Origin of the sequence: Allorhizobium sonneratiae, assembly GCF_023700755.1 — a bacterium.
Taxonomy (GTDB): domain Bacteria; phylum Pseudomonadota; class Alphaproteobacteria; order Rhizobiales; family Rhizobiaceae; genus Allorhizobium; species Allorhizobium sonneratiae.
Genome location: NZ_JAMKOJ010000006.1, coordinates 166,641 through 183,502, shown reverse-complemented (window position 1 = coordinate 183,502; position 16,862 = coordinate 166,641). Strand labels below are relative to the sequence as shown.

The following is a 16,862-nucleotide window of genomic DNA, read 5'->3' as shown; positions in this document are numbered from 1 at the left end:
ATGTCTCTTCGCATCGCCGTGGGTGGAATTCATACCGAATGCAGCACGTCTTCACCTGTTCTGATGCAGATTGAAGATTTTCGTGTACTGCGCGGTGAAGCGCTTTTGCAGGCGGATTATTTCAGTTTTCTTGAGGGGGAGGGGCTGGAACATCTGCCGCTGCTTCATGCCCGCGCCGTGCCGGGTGGGCCGGTCGCACGGGCCGTTTACGAGGCGTTCAAGGAGGATTTTCTCGAGCGTCTGCACGCCGCTCTGCCGCTGGACGGGCTTTATCTTGCCATGCATGGCGCGATGAATGTCGAGGGCATGGACGATGCCGAAGGCGACTGGATCGCCGCGGCCCGCGCTGTCGTCGGCGAGACATGCCTTGTGGCGGCAAGCTATGATCTGCATGGCAATGTCACGCAAAAGATTATCGATCAGCTCGATATTTTCGCCGCCTACCGCACCGCGCCGCATATTGATGTGCGCGAAACCATGATCCGTGCCTGGTCCATGCTGGTCAGGGCGTTGAAGAGTGGTGAAAGGCCGGGTGTGGCCTGGGCGCCGGTGCCGGTGTTGCTGCCGGGTGAGCGCACCTCGACCGAGGATGAACCGGCGAAATCGCTTTATCGCCTTTTGCCGGAGTATGACCAGCGACCCGGCATCTGGGATGCCAATCTCATGGTCGGTTATGTCTGGGCTGACGAACCGCGCGCCACGGCCTGTGCTGTGGTGACGGCTGTCAACCGTGAGGCGGCTGGCCATGTGGCGGCAGAGATTGCCGACGGGTATTGGCAGGCGCGGCAGGATTTCCGCTTCGGGCCGGTCACAGGGCCGCTGGAAGAGATGCTCGATCTGGCGGAGACGTGTGAAACCCGGCCCGTCATTCTCGCTGATTCCGGCGACAACCCGACCGGCGGCGGGGTCGGCGACCGCGCTGATGTGCTGAAAGCCTTGATCACACGCCATTTCGACGGCGCGATCATGGCTGGCATCACCGATCGTCCTGCGGTCGATGCCTGTTTTGCCGCTGGTCTGGGGGCTAAACTTGTGGTGAAAATCGGCGGGTCACTCGATCCGGCCAGTCCGTCGGTTGAGGTGGAGGTTGAGGTCGTGCGACTGGACGATCCCGGCCATGCCGCCGAGCGGCAGGCTGTGGTGAAAATCGGCGGTATCTCACTGGTTCTGGCTGCCAAACGCCGTCCCTATCATAATCTCACCGATTTCGCCCGTCACGGACTGGATGTCGCGACGGCACGTCTGGTCGTGGTCAAGTCTGGCTATCTCTCCCCCGAATTGCAGCCACTTGCCAATCCCAATCTCATGGCGCTGACCGACGGGGTGATCAATCAGGACATCGAGCGTCTGCCATCGCATCGCCGCAGGCAGCCGAGCTTTCCTTTTGTCCGGGATTTCGAGTACAAGCCGGTTGCCTGCTTCTCCCGCCGCTGGTCGATCATGTCATAACCAGCAATAATATCCGAAAGTAAACCTGCCATGCCTGGCACCATAAAGACCATTCTCGGCAATCCCGGTATCCGGGTGAGTGCGATCGCCATCTTTTTCTTTGGTCTGTCCAATGCAACGATTGCGCCTTATCTTTCAATCATCGGTATTCAGGAACTGGGTCTTCGCAATCGAGATTATGCCCTGCTGATTTTTTGCGCCTCCTGCGTCAATGTCTCGGCCAGCGTGTTTTCCGGCATATTGGCAGATCGTATGGGCCATTTCCGCTTGCCGATGATGGTGATTGCGGCTTTCGGTATTGCCGGATACGGCATGGTCTATTTCTTCCCCGCGGCCGGGGTTTTCGTTGTCGCCGTGCTGTTCTTTCTGCCGGTTTACAATGCCCTGAATTCGATGATCTTCGCCAATGTCCGTTATAGCTCGGAAGGGATGACGGTCCGTGAACTGGTCTCGGTCAATTCCGGTGTGAGAGCGGTGATTTCCGCCTCCTGGGTTTTAGTGCCTGGGCTGGTCGGCTTTATCATGGCCGGGCGGCAGAACATGCTGCCCGCCTTTTTGTTTGCCGCCATGGGCTGTGTGGTTTGTTTTCTGCTGTTTCTCATCGTCATGCCGAAGACAGGGGCAAAGCATATCACTTCAACCGACTATGCGTTTTTTGCTTCGCTTGGAAAAATCTGGTCTTTATCCCTTCTGCTCAGGCTGTTGTCGATTGCCCTGATCTCCAGCATGATGCAGATGAGCGGTGTGGTGCTGCCTCTGGTGATGACAGGCATGGCAGGAGGCAGGCCGGGAGATGTCGGCATTGTCGTCGGCTCGATTGCCTTTCTGGAAATCGTCTTCATCATCTTCTGGGGGCAGGTGGAGAAGAAAACCGGCACTCTGCCGACCCTGATCATGGGCGCGTTGTTTTATTGCAGCTATCTTCTTCTGCTCGGTGTCGTCAGTCGTCCCGCTATGATTTACCTTCTCATTCCGCTCGCCGGGCTGGGAGCTGCGGCCATCATCAGCGTGCCGATCACCTATCTGCAAAATCTGATCGCCGATCGCGCCGGATTGGGCAGTTCACTGATCGCTGTGAATATTTTCCTCAGCGGCGGTTTGAATGCGCTTCTGTTCGGGCTGGGAACCCGTTTCAGCAGCTATTCCGGCACCGCGATGATTGGCGCTGTCGCAGGTATTTGCGGTGTTGTCCTGCTCAGCCTGCTGGAGCGCAAAACCCTGTTTGGTTCAAGGAGGCTGGCGGCATGACACACAACAATAAAAGGCAAGCTCTTCTGGAAGTATGTGTTGAGGATTGCCGCGGTCTTGAAGTTGCGGTGCAAAATGGCGCCGGACGGATTGAATTATGTGCCGCCCTCGACCAGGGTGGCGTAACACCTTCTGTCGGGTTCGTTGAGGTGGCGGCAAAGGCTCCCCTTCCGGTGCATGTGCTGATCCGCCCTCGAGGTGGTGACTTTGTCTATCGCGCTGATGAGGTTGACGTCATGCTGCGGGATATCGAGCGCGTACGCAATCTTGGGCTTGCCGGGGTGGTTATCGGTGCTGCGACACAGGAAAGGCGGCTCGATCTGCCAGTGCTGGCTGATATGATTGCCGCCGCACAGGGGATGGACCTGACGCTGCACCGGGTTTTTGATCTTCTATCCGACCCTTTTACTGGTCTTGAACAGGCAATTTCACTGGGTTTCAAACGGATCTTGACATCAGGCGCCGCTCAAGACGTAGGCCAGGGTATCGAACTTTTGTTTCAGCTTCAGCAGAGAGCCGAGGAACGCATTGCACTTATGCCTGGTGGTGGTTTGAAGCCAGATTTGCTGCCGGTCCTGCTCGAGAAAGGCTTTCGTCAGTTTCACGCATCTTGCCGTGTCTCGGATGCCGTGGATCCAGATATTCTGAGACTGGGTTTTGCTGGAAAAACAATACAAAGGATCGAGGCAAACCGTATACGTCAATATATCGGGTTTTTCAATTAGAAAGTCATAATCTAATAATTAACGAATATGTGATTACCTCCCTGCCCATGAGTTGTCATGCAATGCGGGGCAGGAGCACACCGTGAAGAATTTGCCAATCCTCTATAAAGTTATGCTGGTGATCGGTTTTTTCGGATTGTTCACCATTCTTGTGACAGGCTATGCCTCGCTACAGATCAAAAAGACGGATACGTCGTATAGTGCTCTTCTGGATCAGGAATCCACGGCCGCTCTTTATCTGGCTCGCGCAAACAGGACAATGCAAAGCATGAGAGCCACCATTGGCGATCTCATGATGTCCCGCACGGATCAGGAGAATAATGCAATTCTGGCAGAGCTGAAAAAGTCCAAAGAGAGATTTATCTCCTATATGGACATTGCAATAAAAGCGATGCCGGAGGTCAAGGATATCGCCAATCTGAAGGTATCTGTCCTTAAGATTGTTGATGACACTTGTGCCAACAGTGTCGATTTGGGTGCCAAGTCCTCGAGTGAGGCTGATATTGCGTCGAGTCAGCTTGTTTTCCTAAAAGAATGCAAGCCGGCTTTTGCCACGGTCGCCCCTGAATTTACCCGAGTGACCGACAATGCTGTCAACTCGGCCAACAAGCAAAGCGATGATTTGTCTGGCGGGACAAACCGCACCATCACAATTGCGCTCGGCATGACAGCCGTCGGCTTTATCCTGACCATCGTGTTGGTGGTGTTTGCTATTCGCTCATGGCTGATCGCGCCAATCACCAGGCTGGTAAACAGTATGGGCAATCTCGCCAATGGCGATCTTTCCACTGATGTTGGCGGGCGTGAGCGCGGCGATGAAATCGGTACGATGGCCAGAGCGGTACAGATTTTCAAGGACAATGGCCTGAAAGCCCGAGAGGTGGAAAAACAGGCAAATGATGCACGCAGCCAGACCGAGGCGGAACGCGAAAGATCAGCGGCCAGCGACCGTCAACGAGCCAGTGAAATGGCGCAGGCAACCAGCGGCCTTGCCGAAGGCTTGAAGCGTTTGTCCAGCGGCGATCTCACATTCGAGCTGAGAGAGCCTTTCGCATCGGATTTTGAAGGGTTGCGCACCGATTTCAACCGGGCCGTCGAACAATTGCGGTCTGCTCTTGCGGCTGTTGCAGGCGCAACCTCGGCCATCGATAGCGGTTCGCGTGAACTGAGCCACAGTGCCAATGATCTCTCCAAACGGACAGAGCAACAGGCGGCCTCTCTTGAGGAAACGGCTGCCGCTTTGAATGAAATTACCACAAATGTTGCCAATTCAACGAAACGTGCGGAAGAAGCCCGTTCCATGGCATCTGAAGCCAATCGTTCGGCGCGCCAGTCCGGCGAAGTGGTGGCCAATGCCGTCGATGCCATGCAGCGCATCGAACAGTCATCCAGTCAGATCTCTAATATTATCGGTGTGATCGACGAAATTGCCTTTCAGACCAATCTTCTGGCACTGAATGCCGGTGTTGAGGCCGCCCGTGCTGGCGAAGCTGGCAAGGGCTTTGCCGTCGTTGCTCAGGAAGTGCGCGAACTGGCACAACGCTCCGCCAAGGCGGCAAAGGAAATCAAGGACCTGATCCGCAATTCGGCTGACGAGGTCGAAAATGGCGTGCAGCTGGTGACGGCCACGGGTGAAGCGTTGAAAGTGATCGAAAATCACGTCGTTTCGATCAATGCCCAGCTTGATGCCATCGCCGTTTCGGCCAGGGAACAATCCGTTGGTCTGAATGAGGTCAATACCGCCATCAATCAGATGGACCAAGTGACCCAACAAAACGCCGCCATGGTGGAAGAGGCAACGGCTGCGACAGCAGGTTTGGCCCGCGAGGCGGACAATCTGCGGGATATGGTCGGTAAATTTCAGTTAGCGGGCCATAAACAAGGGGTTGTTAATGCAGTTGTAACCACGGATGGTGTATCCAATAGGGCAGTCCTTGCTCATGAACGCAGCAAACATGTAGACTCATCAGTCAGCCGCAGGTTTGGTCGCGCATGATGATGAGACATGCTGTTTCCTCCTTCTGAGATGATGATGCCGGGAGATATCCGATGGAGAAGTCTTACATGAGCCAGAATGAGAGCCTTGAAATCATTGCATTTCGGCTTCACCAGCAGGAGTTCTGCGTGAAAACGACTTCCATTCGCGAAATTCGCGGATGGGCGCCGGTCACGCCGCTTCCTCATGCACCGTATGAGGTGATCGGCGTCATGAATCTGCGAGGAACAGTCATCCCGATCGTTGATCTGGCGATCAAGCTGGGCATGGCTGGCACTGAAGCCAATGAACGAAGCGCCATCGTGGTCACCGATGTCAACGGCATGACTGTGGGCCTCCTTGTCGACGGTGTTTCCGACATTCTCACCGTCTCGATGGATAAGCTTCAGCCCTTGCCACAGGCAGCAGGCACCAGCTCGGCCTTTTCCGATGGCATCATCACCCAGGGTCAGAGCATGATCTGCTTCCTCAATCTGGAACGCATGTTCGGCAATGATGATGCTGCTGATTGGGGCATGGTTGCCTGATCAGGCGGTAACGTAAATCTTTGAAAAACCACGTTGATTGGATCAACGTGGTTGTTTCTTAACCGTTTACAAGCCTTGGATTTCCCGCTTCATCCAGCGCCACCATGATGAAAAAGGCGTCGGTGACTTTCTGACGTTCTTCGGAAAACTGTCGGCGCACCCAGCATTCGACAGAGAGTGTCATCGATGTTCTGCCGACGGACCTCACCGCAGTATAGACACACAGCGTATCGCCGACCTTGACGGGGCGTTTGAAATTCACCTCCTTGACGGCTGCGGTCACAACCCGGCCTTTGGCGGTTTCCGAGGCTCTGATCCCGGCGGCGGCATCCATCTGCGCCAGAACCCAACCGCCGAAAATATCGCCTGCCGGATTGGTGTCGGCGGGCATGGCCAGCGTGCGCAAGGTCAATTCGCCTTCAGGTTCAAAACCCTCGTCCATCATGTCTCTCATCGGCTCATTGCAATGATCCGTTTGTTAAATCAGGGGAGAGAAAACGGCAATGGGGGTGATTATTCAAACTCGCTCAGATCAACCCAGCGTCGTTCGGTATGGGCTTTTGCCATGGCGTGAATGGCCATTTCCACACGATATCCGGTTTCAAAATCGATCAGATGGGCAGGTTTTCCGGCGATGGCGACAAGGATTTCGCGGCATTCGATGGTCTTGAGATCGTTGAAACCAAGTCCATGGCCGGGTGCGGGGATAAACCGACCGTAAGGCGGATGTTGGGGACCGGTGAGAATGGTGCGGAACCCGGACAATGCTGCAGGGTCATCGGCAAGATACAGCTGAAACTCATTCATCCGTTCCTGATCATAGAGAATGGAGCCTTTCGATCCATAAATCTGTACGGCTATCCGACCCTTTCGGCCCCAGGCACTGCGATTGACGCACACTGTTGCCGAAAGCCCGCTGTCAAAACGGCAGAGCATGGAGGCAATGTCGTGATTTTCTACCGCGCGTCTGCCGCCCGAAGCCAGTGGCCGCTCGGCATAGGGTTTGACCATGTCGCAGGCGACAGACGCAAGCGGGCCGAACAGCGTATACAGCAAGGATAAGGGATGGACGGCAAAGTCATCCAGGGCGCCATATCCTGAGGCAGATTCACTTTTCCAGTAAAATGCCTGATCTGCATCCGCCATGAAATCCTCGTCCATTTCGACGCGGACATGGGTGATGGTGCCTATTCCGCCGCTCTCGATCAGGGACTTGATCTGCCGGAAAACCGGGTTCTGGATATAATTATAACCGATGGCGGCGATGCATCTGGCGGTTTGGGCGGCGGTTCTGGCGGCATCGCGCATGGCGCTTGCGCTTTCCAAACGCGGAGCCATCGGTTTTTCACACCAGACATGTTTGCCCGCCTGCAAGGCGGCAATGGCCATTTCGGCATGGAAGGCGTTGGGTGTGGTGATCGAGATGATATCGATGTCTGGATCGGCGATCAGGCTCTTCCAGTCGTCCGTTGCTTGATCAAAGCCGAACTCCTCCGCCCTTTGCCGGGCGAGATCAAGGCTTGCTTCGGCAAGCGCAACAAGGCGTGGCCGTGGCACATCGCCAAAAATGGCCGCGACATTGTTCCAGGCCAGCGCATGGCATTTTCCCATATAGCCTGAGCCGATCAGGCCGACGCCGAGCGTTTTCATGCTTTTTTCCGTTTCTTCTGCCGATGGACATCGACGATGACGGCGGCCACGATGATCACGCCTTTGACGATTTCCTGATAATAGGCGTCGATGCGTAGGAAGGTGAAGCCGGAGGTCATGACGCCAAGAATGATCGTGCCGATCACCGTGCCGGTAATGCGTCCGGCACCGCCGGCAAGCGAAGTGCCGCCAATGACCGCTGCGGCGATGGCATCCAGTTCATAACCCACTCCCATACCGGCCTGTGCCGTCTGGGCGCGGGCGGCGGTGACGATACCAGCGAGACCCGACAGAAGCCCGGCAATGGCATAGACCTTGATCAGATGTTTTTCGATATCGATACCGGAGACGCGGGCCGCCTGCGCATTGGCGCCGATGGCATAGGTGAATTTGCCATAGCGGGTATAGCGCAACGCAATGTGGAAGATGATTGCCACCACGAGGAACACCGCAACTGGCCAGATGCTGGAGCCGATAAAGTTGAAATCATGGGTGAGGCCGGAAATCGGCTGGCCTTTGGTGTACCATTTCGCCACGCCGCGGGCTGACACATACATGCCAAGCGTGGCGATGAAAGGCGGAATTTTCGTGCGGGCAATCAGCCAGCCATTGAGGACACCGGCAAGAAGGCCGATGACAAGGCCGACCAGAATGGGGATGATAAACGGCAGGTCTGTCAGAGCGGGATAGACCACCCGCGGCCAGGTCGATGCCTGGGCAAAGCTTGCTGCGATCATGGCTGTCATGCCGACCACCGAACCGGAGGACAGGTCGATGCCGCCGGTGATGATCACTTGGGTGACGCCAACGGCGATGATGCCGATCACCGACACCTGGAGGATCATGATGGTCAGGCGCTGTTCGTTGAGGAGAAAACTTTGACCGATGAAAATCCAGCCGAGAACCTCGTAAAACAGGGCGATGCCGATCAGAACCAGAAAAATGCTGGCCTCCGGCGGCATCCGTCTTTTCCGCTGGCGCGCGCCGGAAGGGGGTGCCACGGCCTTGGCCACATCATTGCTCATTTTATCCTCCCTCACTCTCTCGCCTGACAAGGCTTTTGTGCCGTCAGCGGGCTGCGAGATCCATAACCTTGATTTGTGTTGCCTCAGCGCGATCGAGGAAGCCGGTGACGCGCCCTTCATGCATCACCATGATCCGGTCGCTCATGCCGAGAACCTCTGGCATTTCAGAGGAAATCATCAGCACGGCGGCACCTTGTCGGGTCATTTCCGATACCAGCCGGTGAATTTCCGCCTTGGCGCCGACATCGATACCGCGTGTCGGCTCATCGAGAATGAGAATGCGTGGTTTCGTCAGCAGCCAGCGGCCGATCAGCGCTTTCTGCTGATTGCCGCCGGAGAGGTTTTCGATCCGCTCGCCAAGATCGGGCGTCTTTACCCGCAGGCGTCTGGCCATATCCTCACAGGCTTCAGTGATACGCTTTTCCTCGACGAAGCCGTGACGGACATAATCGTCCTGCAACACGGCAATTTGCATGTTTTCCAGAATGTCGAGAATGAGTAGACAGCCGGTATCCTTGCGGTCTTCTGTCAGAAAAGCCATGCGGTTACGAATGGCCGCCTGTGGGCTGTCGATGGTGACCGGCTTACCGTCTATGGCGATGGTGCCGGAGGAAGCGGGTGTGACGCCGAAAAGGGTTTCTGCCACGTTTGAGCGGCCCGAACCGACAAGTCCGGCAAGGCCCAGAATTTCACCGGCGCGCAGATCGAAGGACACATCGCGGAAGACGCCATCCAGGCAGAGATCGCGCACCGACAGCACCACTTCGCCGATCGGCACATCCTCCTTGGGGAACATCTGGGTGATTTCCCGCCCGACCATCATGCGGATAATATCGTCGCGGGTAACATCGGTAGACGCATGGGTGCCGATATATTTGCCGTCGCGAAATACCGAAAACTCATCGGCAATCTCGAACAGCTCATTCATCTTGTGGGTGATGTAGACGATGCCGATGCCGCTGGCCTTCAGATCGCGAATGATACGGAACAGATGCTCCACCTCGCGGTCCGTCAGCGCCGATGTCGGCTCATCCATGATCAGTACGTCGGATTCGTAGGACACTGCCTTGGCAATCTCCACCATCTGCCGGTTGGCGACGGAGAGACTGGAGACAGGCGCTTCCGGGTCGAGATCGATGTTCAGCCGATCGAACAAGGCTTCGGTTCGCCGGGCCATTTCACCGTGATCGACAAAACCAAAGCGGGTCAGCGGCTCGCGCCGGATCCAGATATTTTCGGCAATGGTCATGGAAGACATCAGGTTCAGTTCCTGATGGATCATGGCAATGCCGTTTTCCAGCGCATCCAGCGGTGATGACAGGCGGATATCGACGCCTTTCATCTGGATCTGGCCTTTATCGGGCTGGTAAATTCCGGCGAGTATCTTCATCAGCGTCGATTTGCCGGCACCGTTTTCGCCCATCAGGGCATGAACCGTGCCTCGTTTCAGCTGAAAGCGGACATCGTCAAGGGCGACGACACCGGGAAATTCCTTGCGAATGCCCTCGGCAGACAACAGGAATTCCGCCCCCGGTATGGCGCCGCTTTTGCGGATTGCAGCCATTGTCGTGGGACTGACCATGACGATCACCTCTCGCGTCGAATATCACGGTGATGGAAAGGGACGTGTCGGTAGGCTGCAGCAACGGAGCTGCCGTTGCTGCAGCGGTGCCGATCAGTTCTTCTTCTGGTATTTTGCCAGATTCTCCGGTGTCACCAGTTCGAAAGGTATGTTGATATCCTTTTCGACCTTCTCACCCTTGGAGAGTTTCAGTGCTGCATCCACCGCACCTTGGGCCTGACCCTTGGCATTCTGGAACACCGTTACCTTGAGATCACCTGCTGCCATGGACGCAAGCGCATCCTGTGTGGCGTCAACGCCGGCAACGACAACTTTGTCCATGGATTTGCCAGAGGCTTTCAGGGCTTGAATGGCGCCGATGGCCATTTCGTCATTGTTGGAGATGACGGCATCGAAGTTCAACCCGGCCGACAACCAGTTGGTGACAAGGTCGGAAGCCTGGGTGCGCGACCAGTTGGCCGTTTGCTCCTGAATGATCTTCAAACCGGCGCAGTCACCCTTTCCGGCGAGATCCTTGACGGCTTGTGTGCGCACGCGCGCGGCCTGGTTGGACAGTTCACCCATGATGATCACGGCATTGCCCTTGCCATGCAGGAGATGGCAGACGGCTTCGGTCTCAAGCGTTCCGGCCTGATGCTCATTGGAGCCGACAAAGGCCTGTTTGGCGGGCAGCTTGTCAACATTGACCGGGCGACGGTTGACATAAACCAGCGGAATACCGGCCTTTTCCGCCATGCTCGACAAAGCCGCCGTTGCGTCCGTATCCACCGGATTGACGATAATGGCGCTGACGCCGCCTGCGATGAAATTCTGGATCTGGCTTTGCTGGCGGGAAATATCGTTTTGTGCATCCTCGATCTGAAGGTTCACATCCTTCAAACCGTGGGCGTAATCCTGCATGCCGTTGCGCAATACGGTCAGGAAGTTGTCATCGAAGGCTGCCATGGACACGCCGATGCTTGCGGCATGAGCGGACGCAGCGAGAAGAACGGACAGCGCCGTTCCCAAAAACAGTTTTTTCATTGGTTTCCTCCACGCACGGGGCTCCGGTTGACCCCTCTCCTCCGGAACCGGCTCTCCCAACCGGCGCCTTGCATGAGCGGCTTCCCGCATATCAGAATATATGCTTCATCCTCATTGCTTGGCGGATCATTTATTCCATTTTAACCGTGCCTGGTCAATGGAGATTTCATCAGAAACAGAGTTTTTGCTGCAAAAAAGCGTTTGAAACGGCAACGGTGCGCTGGCTTGTGGAATTATAATTCCAAAACCGGGACTATGGCAGCAGAAGACGGCATTCCACGCCGTCGCTACGATCGCTGGCAGGCGATATCATGACAAAGCGTCCATTCATCTGTTCGGTGAGCCGCTCTATGATTGACAGACCAAGCCCGGTGCCGGGAGCATTGGCATTTTTGCGATGAAACCGCTTTCGGATGAACTGCAAATCCTCCTGACTCAGCACAGGACCGCCATTGGTGACTGAGATGGCGCCCTCAGCATTGATGGTCACCACGATGGGGGCATCGGCGCTGCCGTGACGGGCGGCATTTTCCAGCATATTTCGGATCGCAATGGCAAAAGCATCCGGATTGATCGGGCGTAAAAGCTCAAATTCATGGGAGTGTCGATAAATGATGCGATCGCGATCCGGTCGATTGCGCCGAAATTCCTCAACCAGCATATCCAGAAGCGGGACGAGATCATGTGCCTGGTCTGTCTGGCCGATGCCGGCCTCTGCGCGGGAGAGTTGCAGCAGTTTTTCAGCCAGGGCCGTCAATCGCAGCAGCGATGTTTCCACAAGCTGAGCCCTTTCCTTGAGCTTGGGCTGGTTCAGGCTCTGGATCAGCAACTGGATCTGGGCAAGTGCGCCAGCAATCGGAGTGCGCAATTCATGGGCACTGTTGGAGGTGAAATCTCTTTCTGCATCCAAAGCAGAACGCAGTCGCTCAAGCAGAAGATTGACGGAACGACCGATGGGCAACAGTTCTTTAGGCAGGCCCGAGAGCATTATGGGCACAAGATTGCCGCCATCCTTTTCACCAATGGCACGTTGCAGGGTTTCGACAGGTTGCAGCATGCTGCGAATAATCAGATAAGCGGCCCACAGGCTGAGAGGGATGAGGCCAAGGAGCGGTATGATCATGGTCAAGACCGCCTTGTAGGTCGATTTTCGCCGGTGAGCCATCATGTCAGCTCCCTGCACGAAAAGCGATCGATCAGCGGTCGCAGCGGTATAGACCCGGTAGTAGTCGTTTTGCCAGAAGCCTGGGATGAGCGGGGCTGGAAGCGGTGTGCTGCCATATCGTTCGGAATGCATCAGCACCCGACCGCTCGCATCGCGCACCTGATAGATCAGATGGCCATCCGATTGCAGGTCCTCGGGTGTCTCCATCTGAACGGGACTGTCATCCGGGTCCAGCTTTTTGGCATCATCAACGACCAGAGGCAGCAGCCGCTCTGTTGTTTCCTGAAGAGAACTATCGAAGATTTCACCAAATTCGTCATGCATGATCCATGCGCCAACGCAGGCGGCGGCAAGCCATAACAGGGTCAGGGCCGTAACGATCCAGAGCAGCAGATGCCGGGTCATGCTATTTGAAGTCATCAGGCTTGTCCGATGCTATAGCCGACGCCGCGCACGGTGATGAGCCGTTCCTTGCCGATCTTCTTGCGTAAGCGGCTGATATAGACTTCTACTGTATTGCTCTCGATTTCCGAGCCGAATGCATAAAGGGCTTCCTCGATCTGGCTTTTCGATACGACTGCGCCGGGCCGGGCGATGAGCGTGTCCAGCACAGCCCATTCCCGGCTGGACAGAAGAATAGACCCGGTTTCATCGACAATCCGCTTTTCGGCCTGATTGATTTCAAGATCGCCAATTTTAAGAACCGGATTGGGTTTTGCGGCGTAACGTCGCGCCACAGCGGCCATGCGCGCTGTCAGTTCTGTGAGGTCGAAAGGTTTGACGAGATAATCATCCGCGCCGCTGTTCAGTCCTTCGATCCGGTCGGAGAGCTGGTCATGGGCTGTCAGTATAATCACGGGAACTGGATTTTCACGGCTGCGCAAGCGTTTGAGAAAGTGAATGCCATTGCCATCCGGCAATCTGAGATCCAGAAGAATCAGGCCGTATTTCACCGTCTGTGTGCAGGCCTCGCCATCCTGTAGCGACTGCATCCAGTCAACTGCATGGCCTTCACTCGCGACGTGATCCCGTATGGCCTCTCCCAAAATATGGTCGTCCTCAATCAAAAGAATACGCATTGGCTTTCCTCACATCCCACCCACATAGGCTGGCTATTTTCCTGTGGGATAGGAAAACTTCAATAGACGTCTTCCTGACGCGAGCCTGAAGTGTTTGCTGCAGGTCAAAAAAAAGCGCCGCGTCTTGAAAACGCGGCGCAAGAAAGCCCGGAGCTCGAGGGGACGGCGACCGGGTGGCCGCAGGAAGAAGGTCTGAAGGAGGCCGAGGGTGTGCCGTAAAGTTCATTCCTTGCCTGCAGAGTGGAGATTATCGAGTGAATCTTACCGGTAGATTAACAATATCTAATGTAGATTTATATTTTAAAAATATTTCGCGCAGTGCGCCCTTCGATACACCTCATGATTTTGCCGGGCGCTTTCCCGATTCCAGCAGATCGATCTGAATCTGTTGAATTTCTGCCAGTCTTTCCCATTGTCTGGCCATCTGATGATCGAGCTTTTCATGAAGTTGGCGAATTTCCAGTTCGGCCCGCAAATTGATCATATAGTCGTTTTCCGCCCGCTGGCGGTCTTTTTCCTCCTGACGCTTCTGACTCATCATGATGATGGGAGCTTGCAAGGCTGCTATGCAGGAGAGCACGAGGTTTAGAAGAATATAGGGGTAAGGATCGAATGCGCGCTGCAGAAGGAAAAGAGAGTTGACCGCCATCCAGCACACAAGGATGGCGCAAAACATGAGAATAAATGTCCAGGAACCGCCAAAAGCTGCAACCGCGTCTGCGGCCCTGTTACCAAAATCCTCTTTCTGATTTGTCGCTTCATTGAGGGTCTTGACCGTACTGACATTGCTGGCGAAATCGTCGAGAACCTTGCGGTCCAGCGCTGAAAGTTCGCCCCGTTCTTCCTCAAGCAGGGTTTCCACCTGATGGCGACGCAGAGCGGATAAATGGTCCTCGCATATATATTGGTCTGCAATGGGCTGTTTTATCTGTTTTTCCAGCATGTCCTGCAAGGCGGGTCGTAATTGCGCCACAGCATGCAGTCGTCTGAGAGGAAAGGATTTTTCACAGACGCAACATGTGTTGGTCCTGTGATTGAGAGATGACATCGTGTTTCTCCGGATCGTGTGGAAAACGGTATGGTGCCTTTGACACTTGTTTTTGCCGAATAGGTGCTATCGTTCAATTGAGACCAATTTTATGGAGCAGGCTTTTTCATCGGCTTCACACGAGGTCTTGATTGTATGGTCCCATGATCATCAATATGACGGCTTAAATTTATAGTAAAAAACTAAATTGTTTTGGCTTACATCACCAAATATAAATATAGTTTACATAATATAAAAATTTTTTAAAATTTTATGTGTTAAACCCCGACCGTGTCTTTCCGTGCAGCTTTAATATATAATTTAAAATTAATGCATATACGTGTGTGCTTGTAAGCAGCTTAAGCTGATCTTCGCTTGCACGAAACACAAGAGATTATAACCGCCACAGTGTCGATGGTGTGATCTGGTCCTGTTGTGTTTTGTGTTCACGTTTGAAAACAGCGGCTTTTGAATGGTGTACTCGAATATCCAGGAGCGGGGAATGCTCGTTAAACTGCAAAATGATTTCCTGGAAAAAATTGCTCGAGACGAGCCGCTGCATGAAACGGTTGATTTTCTTTGTCGACAGGTGGAAGAGCTTATCCCCGACATTGCCTGTTCCGTTTTGATGGTCGATAATGACTTGGCTTTGCGCCATCTGGCAGGTCCTTCCATTCCCTGCAGCTATTCTGACAAGATCGACGGCTTGCTGATTGGTGAGGGTATGGGATCTTGCGGTACGGCTGCATTCCGTTCCGAACCGGTTATTGTCACGGATATTGAAACGCATCCTTTCTGGGAACCTTTCAAATCTCTTGCCTTACCGCTTGGTTATCTTGCGTGCTGGTCGACACCGATCATTGTCGGCAAAAGGGTGATGGGTACCTTTGCCTTTTATTATCATCGCAAACGGGGTCCAAGCGAACTGGAACAGCAGATTGTCGCAACCTGTGTTCATCTTTGCGCCATTGGGCTTGAGCGGCAGAAGCGGGAAAACGAACGTTATCGCCTTGCATATACAGATGCCTTGACCGGTCTTGGCAACAGGGCACGTTTTAATGAGGTGATTACACATCAGGGCCTGCTGGACAAACCCTGGGGGCTGTTGTTGCTAGATCTCGACAATCTGAAAATCGTCAATGACAGTCTTGGACATCAAGCTGGCGATGATCTGATCCAGGAAGTTGGGCGCAGATTGAAGAAACTGGGTCAGAACGACATGGTCTTCAGACTGGGTGGGGATGAATTCGCCATGATTGTCTGTGGCGAGGACTGTGTTGATTTGGGCTATCATGCTGCTTATGTCATGGAGAGCTTGAAGACCCCCTGCATCTGCGCTGAGCGGACGGTTTATCCTTCCGCTACACTGGGGGGAGCATCAGCCTTGCCGGGTGATAAAACCGGCGATGTGCGCCAGAAGGCAGATTTTGCCCTTTATGAAGCCAAGTCCAGGCAGCGAGGTGGATTTCTGGAATATTCGCCCGTCACGGGCACGCAGATCGCCAGGCGTTTCCGGATCATGAACCAGTTGAGAGACGGTTTACAGGAAAACGGGATCGTCGCGGTTTATCAGCCGGTTTTTGATCTGAAGACCTCTCAATTGCTTGGTCTGGAGGCGTTATGTCGCATGCGGCTTGCCAATGGGGATTTGCTTGCCGCCGCTCATTTCAAGGATGCCTTGCGGGATGCGCAACTGGCACGGGATGTGACACGGCGTATGCTGGACCTCGTTCTGTCCGATCTTAGCCGGTGGCTATGCATGGGATTGAATGTGGGGCAGGTCGCGGTGAATATCGCAACAGGCGATTTTCTGGATGGTTGTGTGCATGAGAGGATCCTTGGATTGCTGCAACACCATAAAATTCCGCCATCCCATCTTGTGATCGAAATCATCGAAACCGTTTATCAGGGGCATGCCCATGATCTCATCAGGCAGCAGGTAATGGGCCTGCAGGAGCAGGGTGTCAAAATTGCCCTGGATGATTTCGGCTCCGGACCCACCTCTCTCAACCATCTGCTGGCGATGAATTTCGACATCATCAAGCTTGATCGGTCGTTGCTTGAACATGCCGGGCAGGAAACCAAAGCCGCTTTTCTGGCAGAAGAACTGATCAAGATCGCCCGATATCTTGGAGCGCACGTCACCGCAGAAGGAATTGAACGGCAAGAGCAGGCCGACATGCTGCTTCGTATGGGATGCGATTCCGGCCAGGGATATTATTTCTCAAAGCCGATTCTTGCTGATGAAATCGAAAACATGCTTTGGACGTGGCAGAGCAAGCAATCGGGTTCATACGGAACTGAGATGAAATCGCTCCAGAAACCGTGACGTGTTGCGGTGCATAAATGACAACTGCCAATTAAAA

The 16,862-nt window shown here is 54.4% G+C and carries 14 protein-coding genes; 6 read left to right on the top strand and 8 right to left on the bottom strand.

Annotated elements, in window-relative coordinates; genetic code table 11:
• The 5 genes from NAC44_RS12850 to NAC44_RS12830 all read left to right on the top strand — a co-directional run bounded on the left by NAC44_RS12850 (position 1) and on the right by NAC44_RS12830 (position 5,945).
• Complete coding sequence (locus NAC44_RS12850; RefSeq protein WP_250941306.1) at positions 1 to 1,449, top strand: M81 family metallopeptidase; 1,449 nt, start codon at positions 1 to 3, stop codon at positions 1,447 to 1,449.
• 30 nt (positions 1,450 to 1,479) lie between these two features.
• Positions 1,480 to 2,697 carry an MFS transporter gene (locus NAC44_RS12845; RefSeq protein WP_250941305.1) on the top strand — a complete coding sequence of 406 codons (1,218 nt, stop codon included), beginning with the start codon at positions 1,480 to 1,482 and terminating at the stop codon, positions 2,695 to 2,697.
• Positions 2,694 to 3,422 (top strand): copper homeostasis protein CutC, encoded by a 729-nt coding sequence (locus tag NAC44_RS12840; RefSeq protein WP_250941303.1) that lies wholly within the window; start codon positions 2,694 to 2,696, stop codon positions 3,420 to 3,422. Before NAC44_RS12845 ends, NAC44_RS12840 begins: the two co-directional genes overlap by 4 nt.
• 82 nt (positions 3,423 to 3,504) lie before the next feature.
• Entirely contained in the window at positions 3,505 to 5,418 is a 1,914-nt protein-coding gene (locus NAC44_RS12835) for a methyl-accepting chemotaxis protein (protein WP_250941301.1), read from the top strand.
• A gap of 53 nt (positions 5,419 to 5,471) precedes the next feature.
• A complete protein-coding gene (locus tag NAC44_RS12830) occupies positions 5,472 to 5,945 on the top strand; it encodes a chemotaxis protein CheW (protein ID WP_250941299.1) in 474 nt (157 codons plus the stop codon).
• Positions 5,946 to 6,003: 58 nt separating this feature from the next.
• On the opposite strand, the gene NAC44_RS12825 is transcribed toward NAC44_RS12830, so the two are convergent.
• From NAC44_RS12825 to NAC44_RS12790, 8 genes are all read right to left on the bottom strand, one after another.
• Positions 6,004 to 6,387 (bottom strand): acyl-CoA thioesterase, encoded by a 384-nt coding sequence (locus NAC44_RS12825; protein ID WP_250941297.1) that lies wholly within the window; start codon positions 6,385 to 6,387, stop codon positions 6,004 to 6,006.
• A gap of 71 nt (positions 6,388 to 6,458) precedes the next feature.
• A complete protein-coding gene (locus tag NAC44_RS12820) occupies positions 6,459 to 7,595 on the bottom strand; it encodes a Gfo/Idh/MocA family protein (protein ID WP_250941295.1) in 1,137 nt (378 codons plus the stop codon).
• Positions 7,592 to 8,620, bottom strand: coding sequence for an ABC transporter permease (locus NAC44_RS12815; protein ID WP_250941293.1), 1,029 nt, complete (start codon positions 8,618 to 8,620; stop codon positions 7,592 to 7,594). Before NAC44_RS12815 ends, NAC44_RS12820 begins: the two co-directional genes overlap by 4 nt.
• 43 nt (positions 8,621 to 8,663) lie before the next feature.
• Positions 8,664 to 10,202 (bottom strand): sugar ABC transporter ATP-binding protein, encoded by a 1,539-nt coding sequence (locus tag NAC44_RS12810; RefSeq protein WP_250941292.1) that lies wholly within the window; start codon positions 10,200 to 10,202, stop codon positions 8,664 to 8,666.
• Between the two features lie 93 nt (positions 10,203 to 10,295).
• Positions 10,296 to 11,225: a sugar ABC transporter substrate-binding protein gene (locus NAC44_RS12805; protein WP_250941291.1), complete on the bottom strand. Its 930-nt coding sequence runs from the start codon at positions 11,223 to 11,225 to the stop codon at positions 10,296 to 10,298.
• Between the two features lie 253 nt (positions 11,226 to 11,478).
• Entirely contained in the window at positions 11,479 to 12,810 is a 1,332-nt protein-coding gene (locus NAC44_RS12800) for a sensor histidine kinase (RefSeq protein ID WP_250941290.1), read from the bottom strand.
• Positions 12,810 to 13,469 carry a response regulator gene (locus NAC44_RS12795; RefSeq protein ID WP_250941289.1) on the bottom strand — a complete coding sequence of 220 codons (660 nt, stop codon included), beginning with the start codon at positions 13,467 to 13,469 and terminating at the stop codon, positions 12,810 to 12,812. The genes NAC44_RS12800 and NAC44_RS12795 overlap by 1 nt, the downstream gene beginning before the upstream one ends.
• A 337-nt stretch (positions 13,470 to 13,806) precedes the next feature.
• On the bottom strand, positions 13,807 to 14,412 hold the full coding sequence (locus NAC44_RS12790) for a DUF1003 domain-containing protein (RefSeq protein WP_250941288.1): 606 nt from the start codon (positions 14,410 to 14,412) through the stop codon (positions 13,807 to 13,809).
• 586 nt (positions 14,413 to 14,998) lie between these two features.
• Here NAC44_RS12790 and NAC44_RS12785 point away from each other — a divergent pair.
• On the top strand, positions 14,999 to 16,825 hold the full coding sequence (locus NAC44_RS12785) for a bifunctional diguanylate cyclase/phosphodiesterase (protein WP_250941287.1): 1,827 nt from the start codon (positions 14,999 to 15,001) through the stop codon (positions 16,823 to 16,825).
• Positions 16,826 to 16,862: the final 37 nt, after the last annotated feature.

Bases quoted from the DNA above. Each gene is read 5' to 3' on its own strand.
- NAC44_RS12790 (WP_250941288.1), bottom strand. From the start codon at position 14,412: ATGCTGGAAAAACAGATAAAACAGCCCATTGCAGACCAATATATATGC.
- NAC44_RS12825 (WP_250941297.1), bottom strand. From the start codon at position 6,387: ATGGACGAGGGTTTTGAACCTGAAGGCGAATTGACCTTGCGCACGCTG.
- NAC44_RS12830 (WP_250941299.1), top strand. From the start codon at position 5,472: ATGGAGAAGTCTTACATGAGCCAGAATGAGAGCCTTGAAATCATTGCA.
- NAC44_RS12815 (WP_250941293.1), bottom strand. From the start codon at position 8,620: ATGAGCAATGATGTGGCCAAGGCCGTGGCACCCCCTTCCGGCGCGCGC.
- NAC44_RS12840 (WP_250941303.1), top strand. From the start codon at position 2,694: ATGACACACAACAATAAAAGGCAAGCTCTTCTGGAAGTATGTGTTGAG.
- NAC44_RS12850 (WP_250941306.1), top strand. From the start codon at position 1: ATGTCTCTTCGCATCGCCGTGGGTGGAATTCATACCGAATGCAGCACG.
- NAC44_RS12810 (WP_250941292.1), bottom strand. From the start codon at position 10,202: ATGGTCAGTCCCACGACAATGGCTGCAATCCGCAAAAGCGGCGCCATA.
- NAC44_RS12845 (WP_250941305.1), top strand. From the start codon at position 1,480: ATGCCTGGCACCATAAAGACCATTCTCGGCAATCCCGGTATCCGGGTG.
- NAC44_RS12805 (WP_250941291.1), bottom strand. From the start codon at position 11,225: ATGAAAAAACTGTTTTTGGGAACGGCGCTGTCCGTTCTTCTCGCTGCG.
- NAC44_RS12820 (WP_250941295.1), bottom strand. From the start codon at position 7,595: ATGAAAACGCTCGGCGTCGGCCTGATCGGCTCAGGCTATATGGGAAAA.
- NAC44_RS12785 (WP_250941287.1), top strand. From the start codon at position 14,999: ATGCTCGTTAAACTGCAAAATGATTTCCTGGAAAAAATTGCTCGAGAC.
- NAC44_RS12795 (WP_250941289.1), bottom strand. From the start codon at position 13,469: ATGCGTATTCTTTTGATTGAGGACGACCATATTTTGGGAGAGGCCATA.
- NAC44_RS12800 (WP_250941290.1), bottom strand. From the start codon at position 12,810: ATGACTTCAAATAGCATGACCCGGCATCTGCTGCTCTGGATCGTTACG.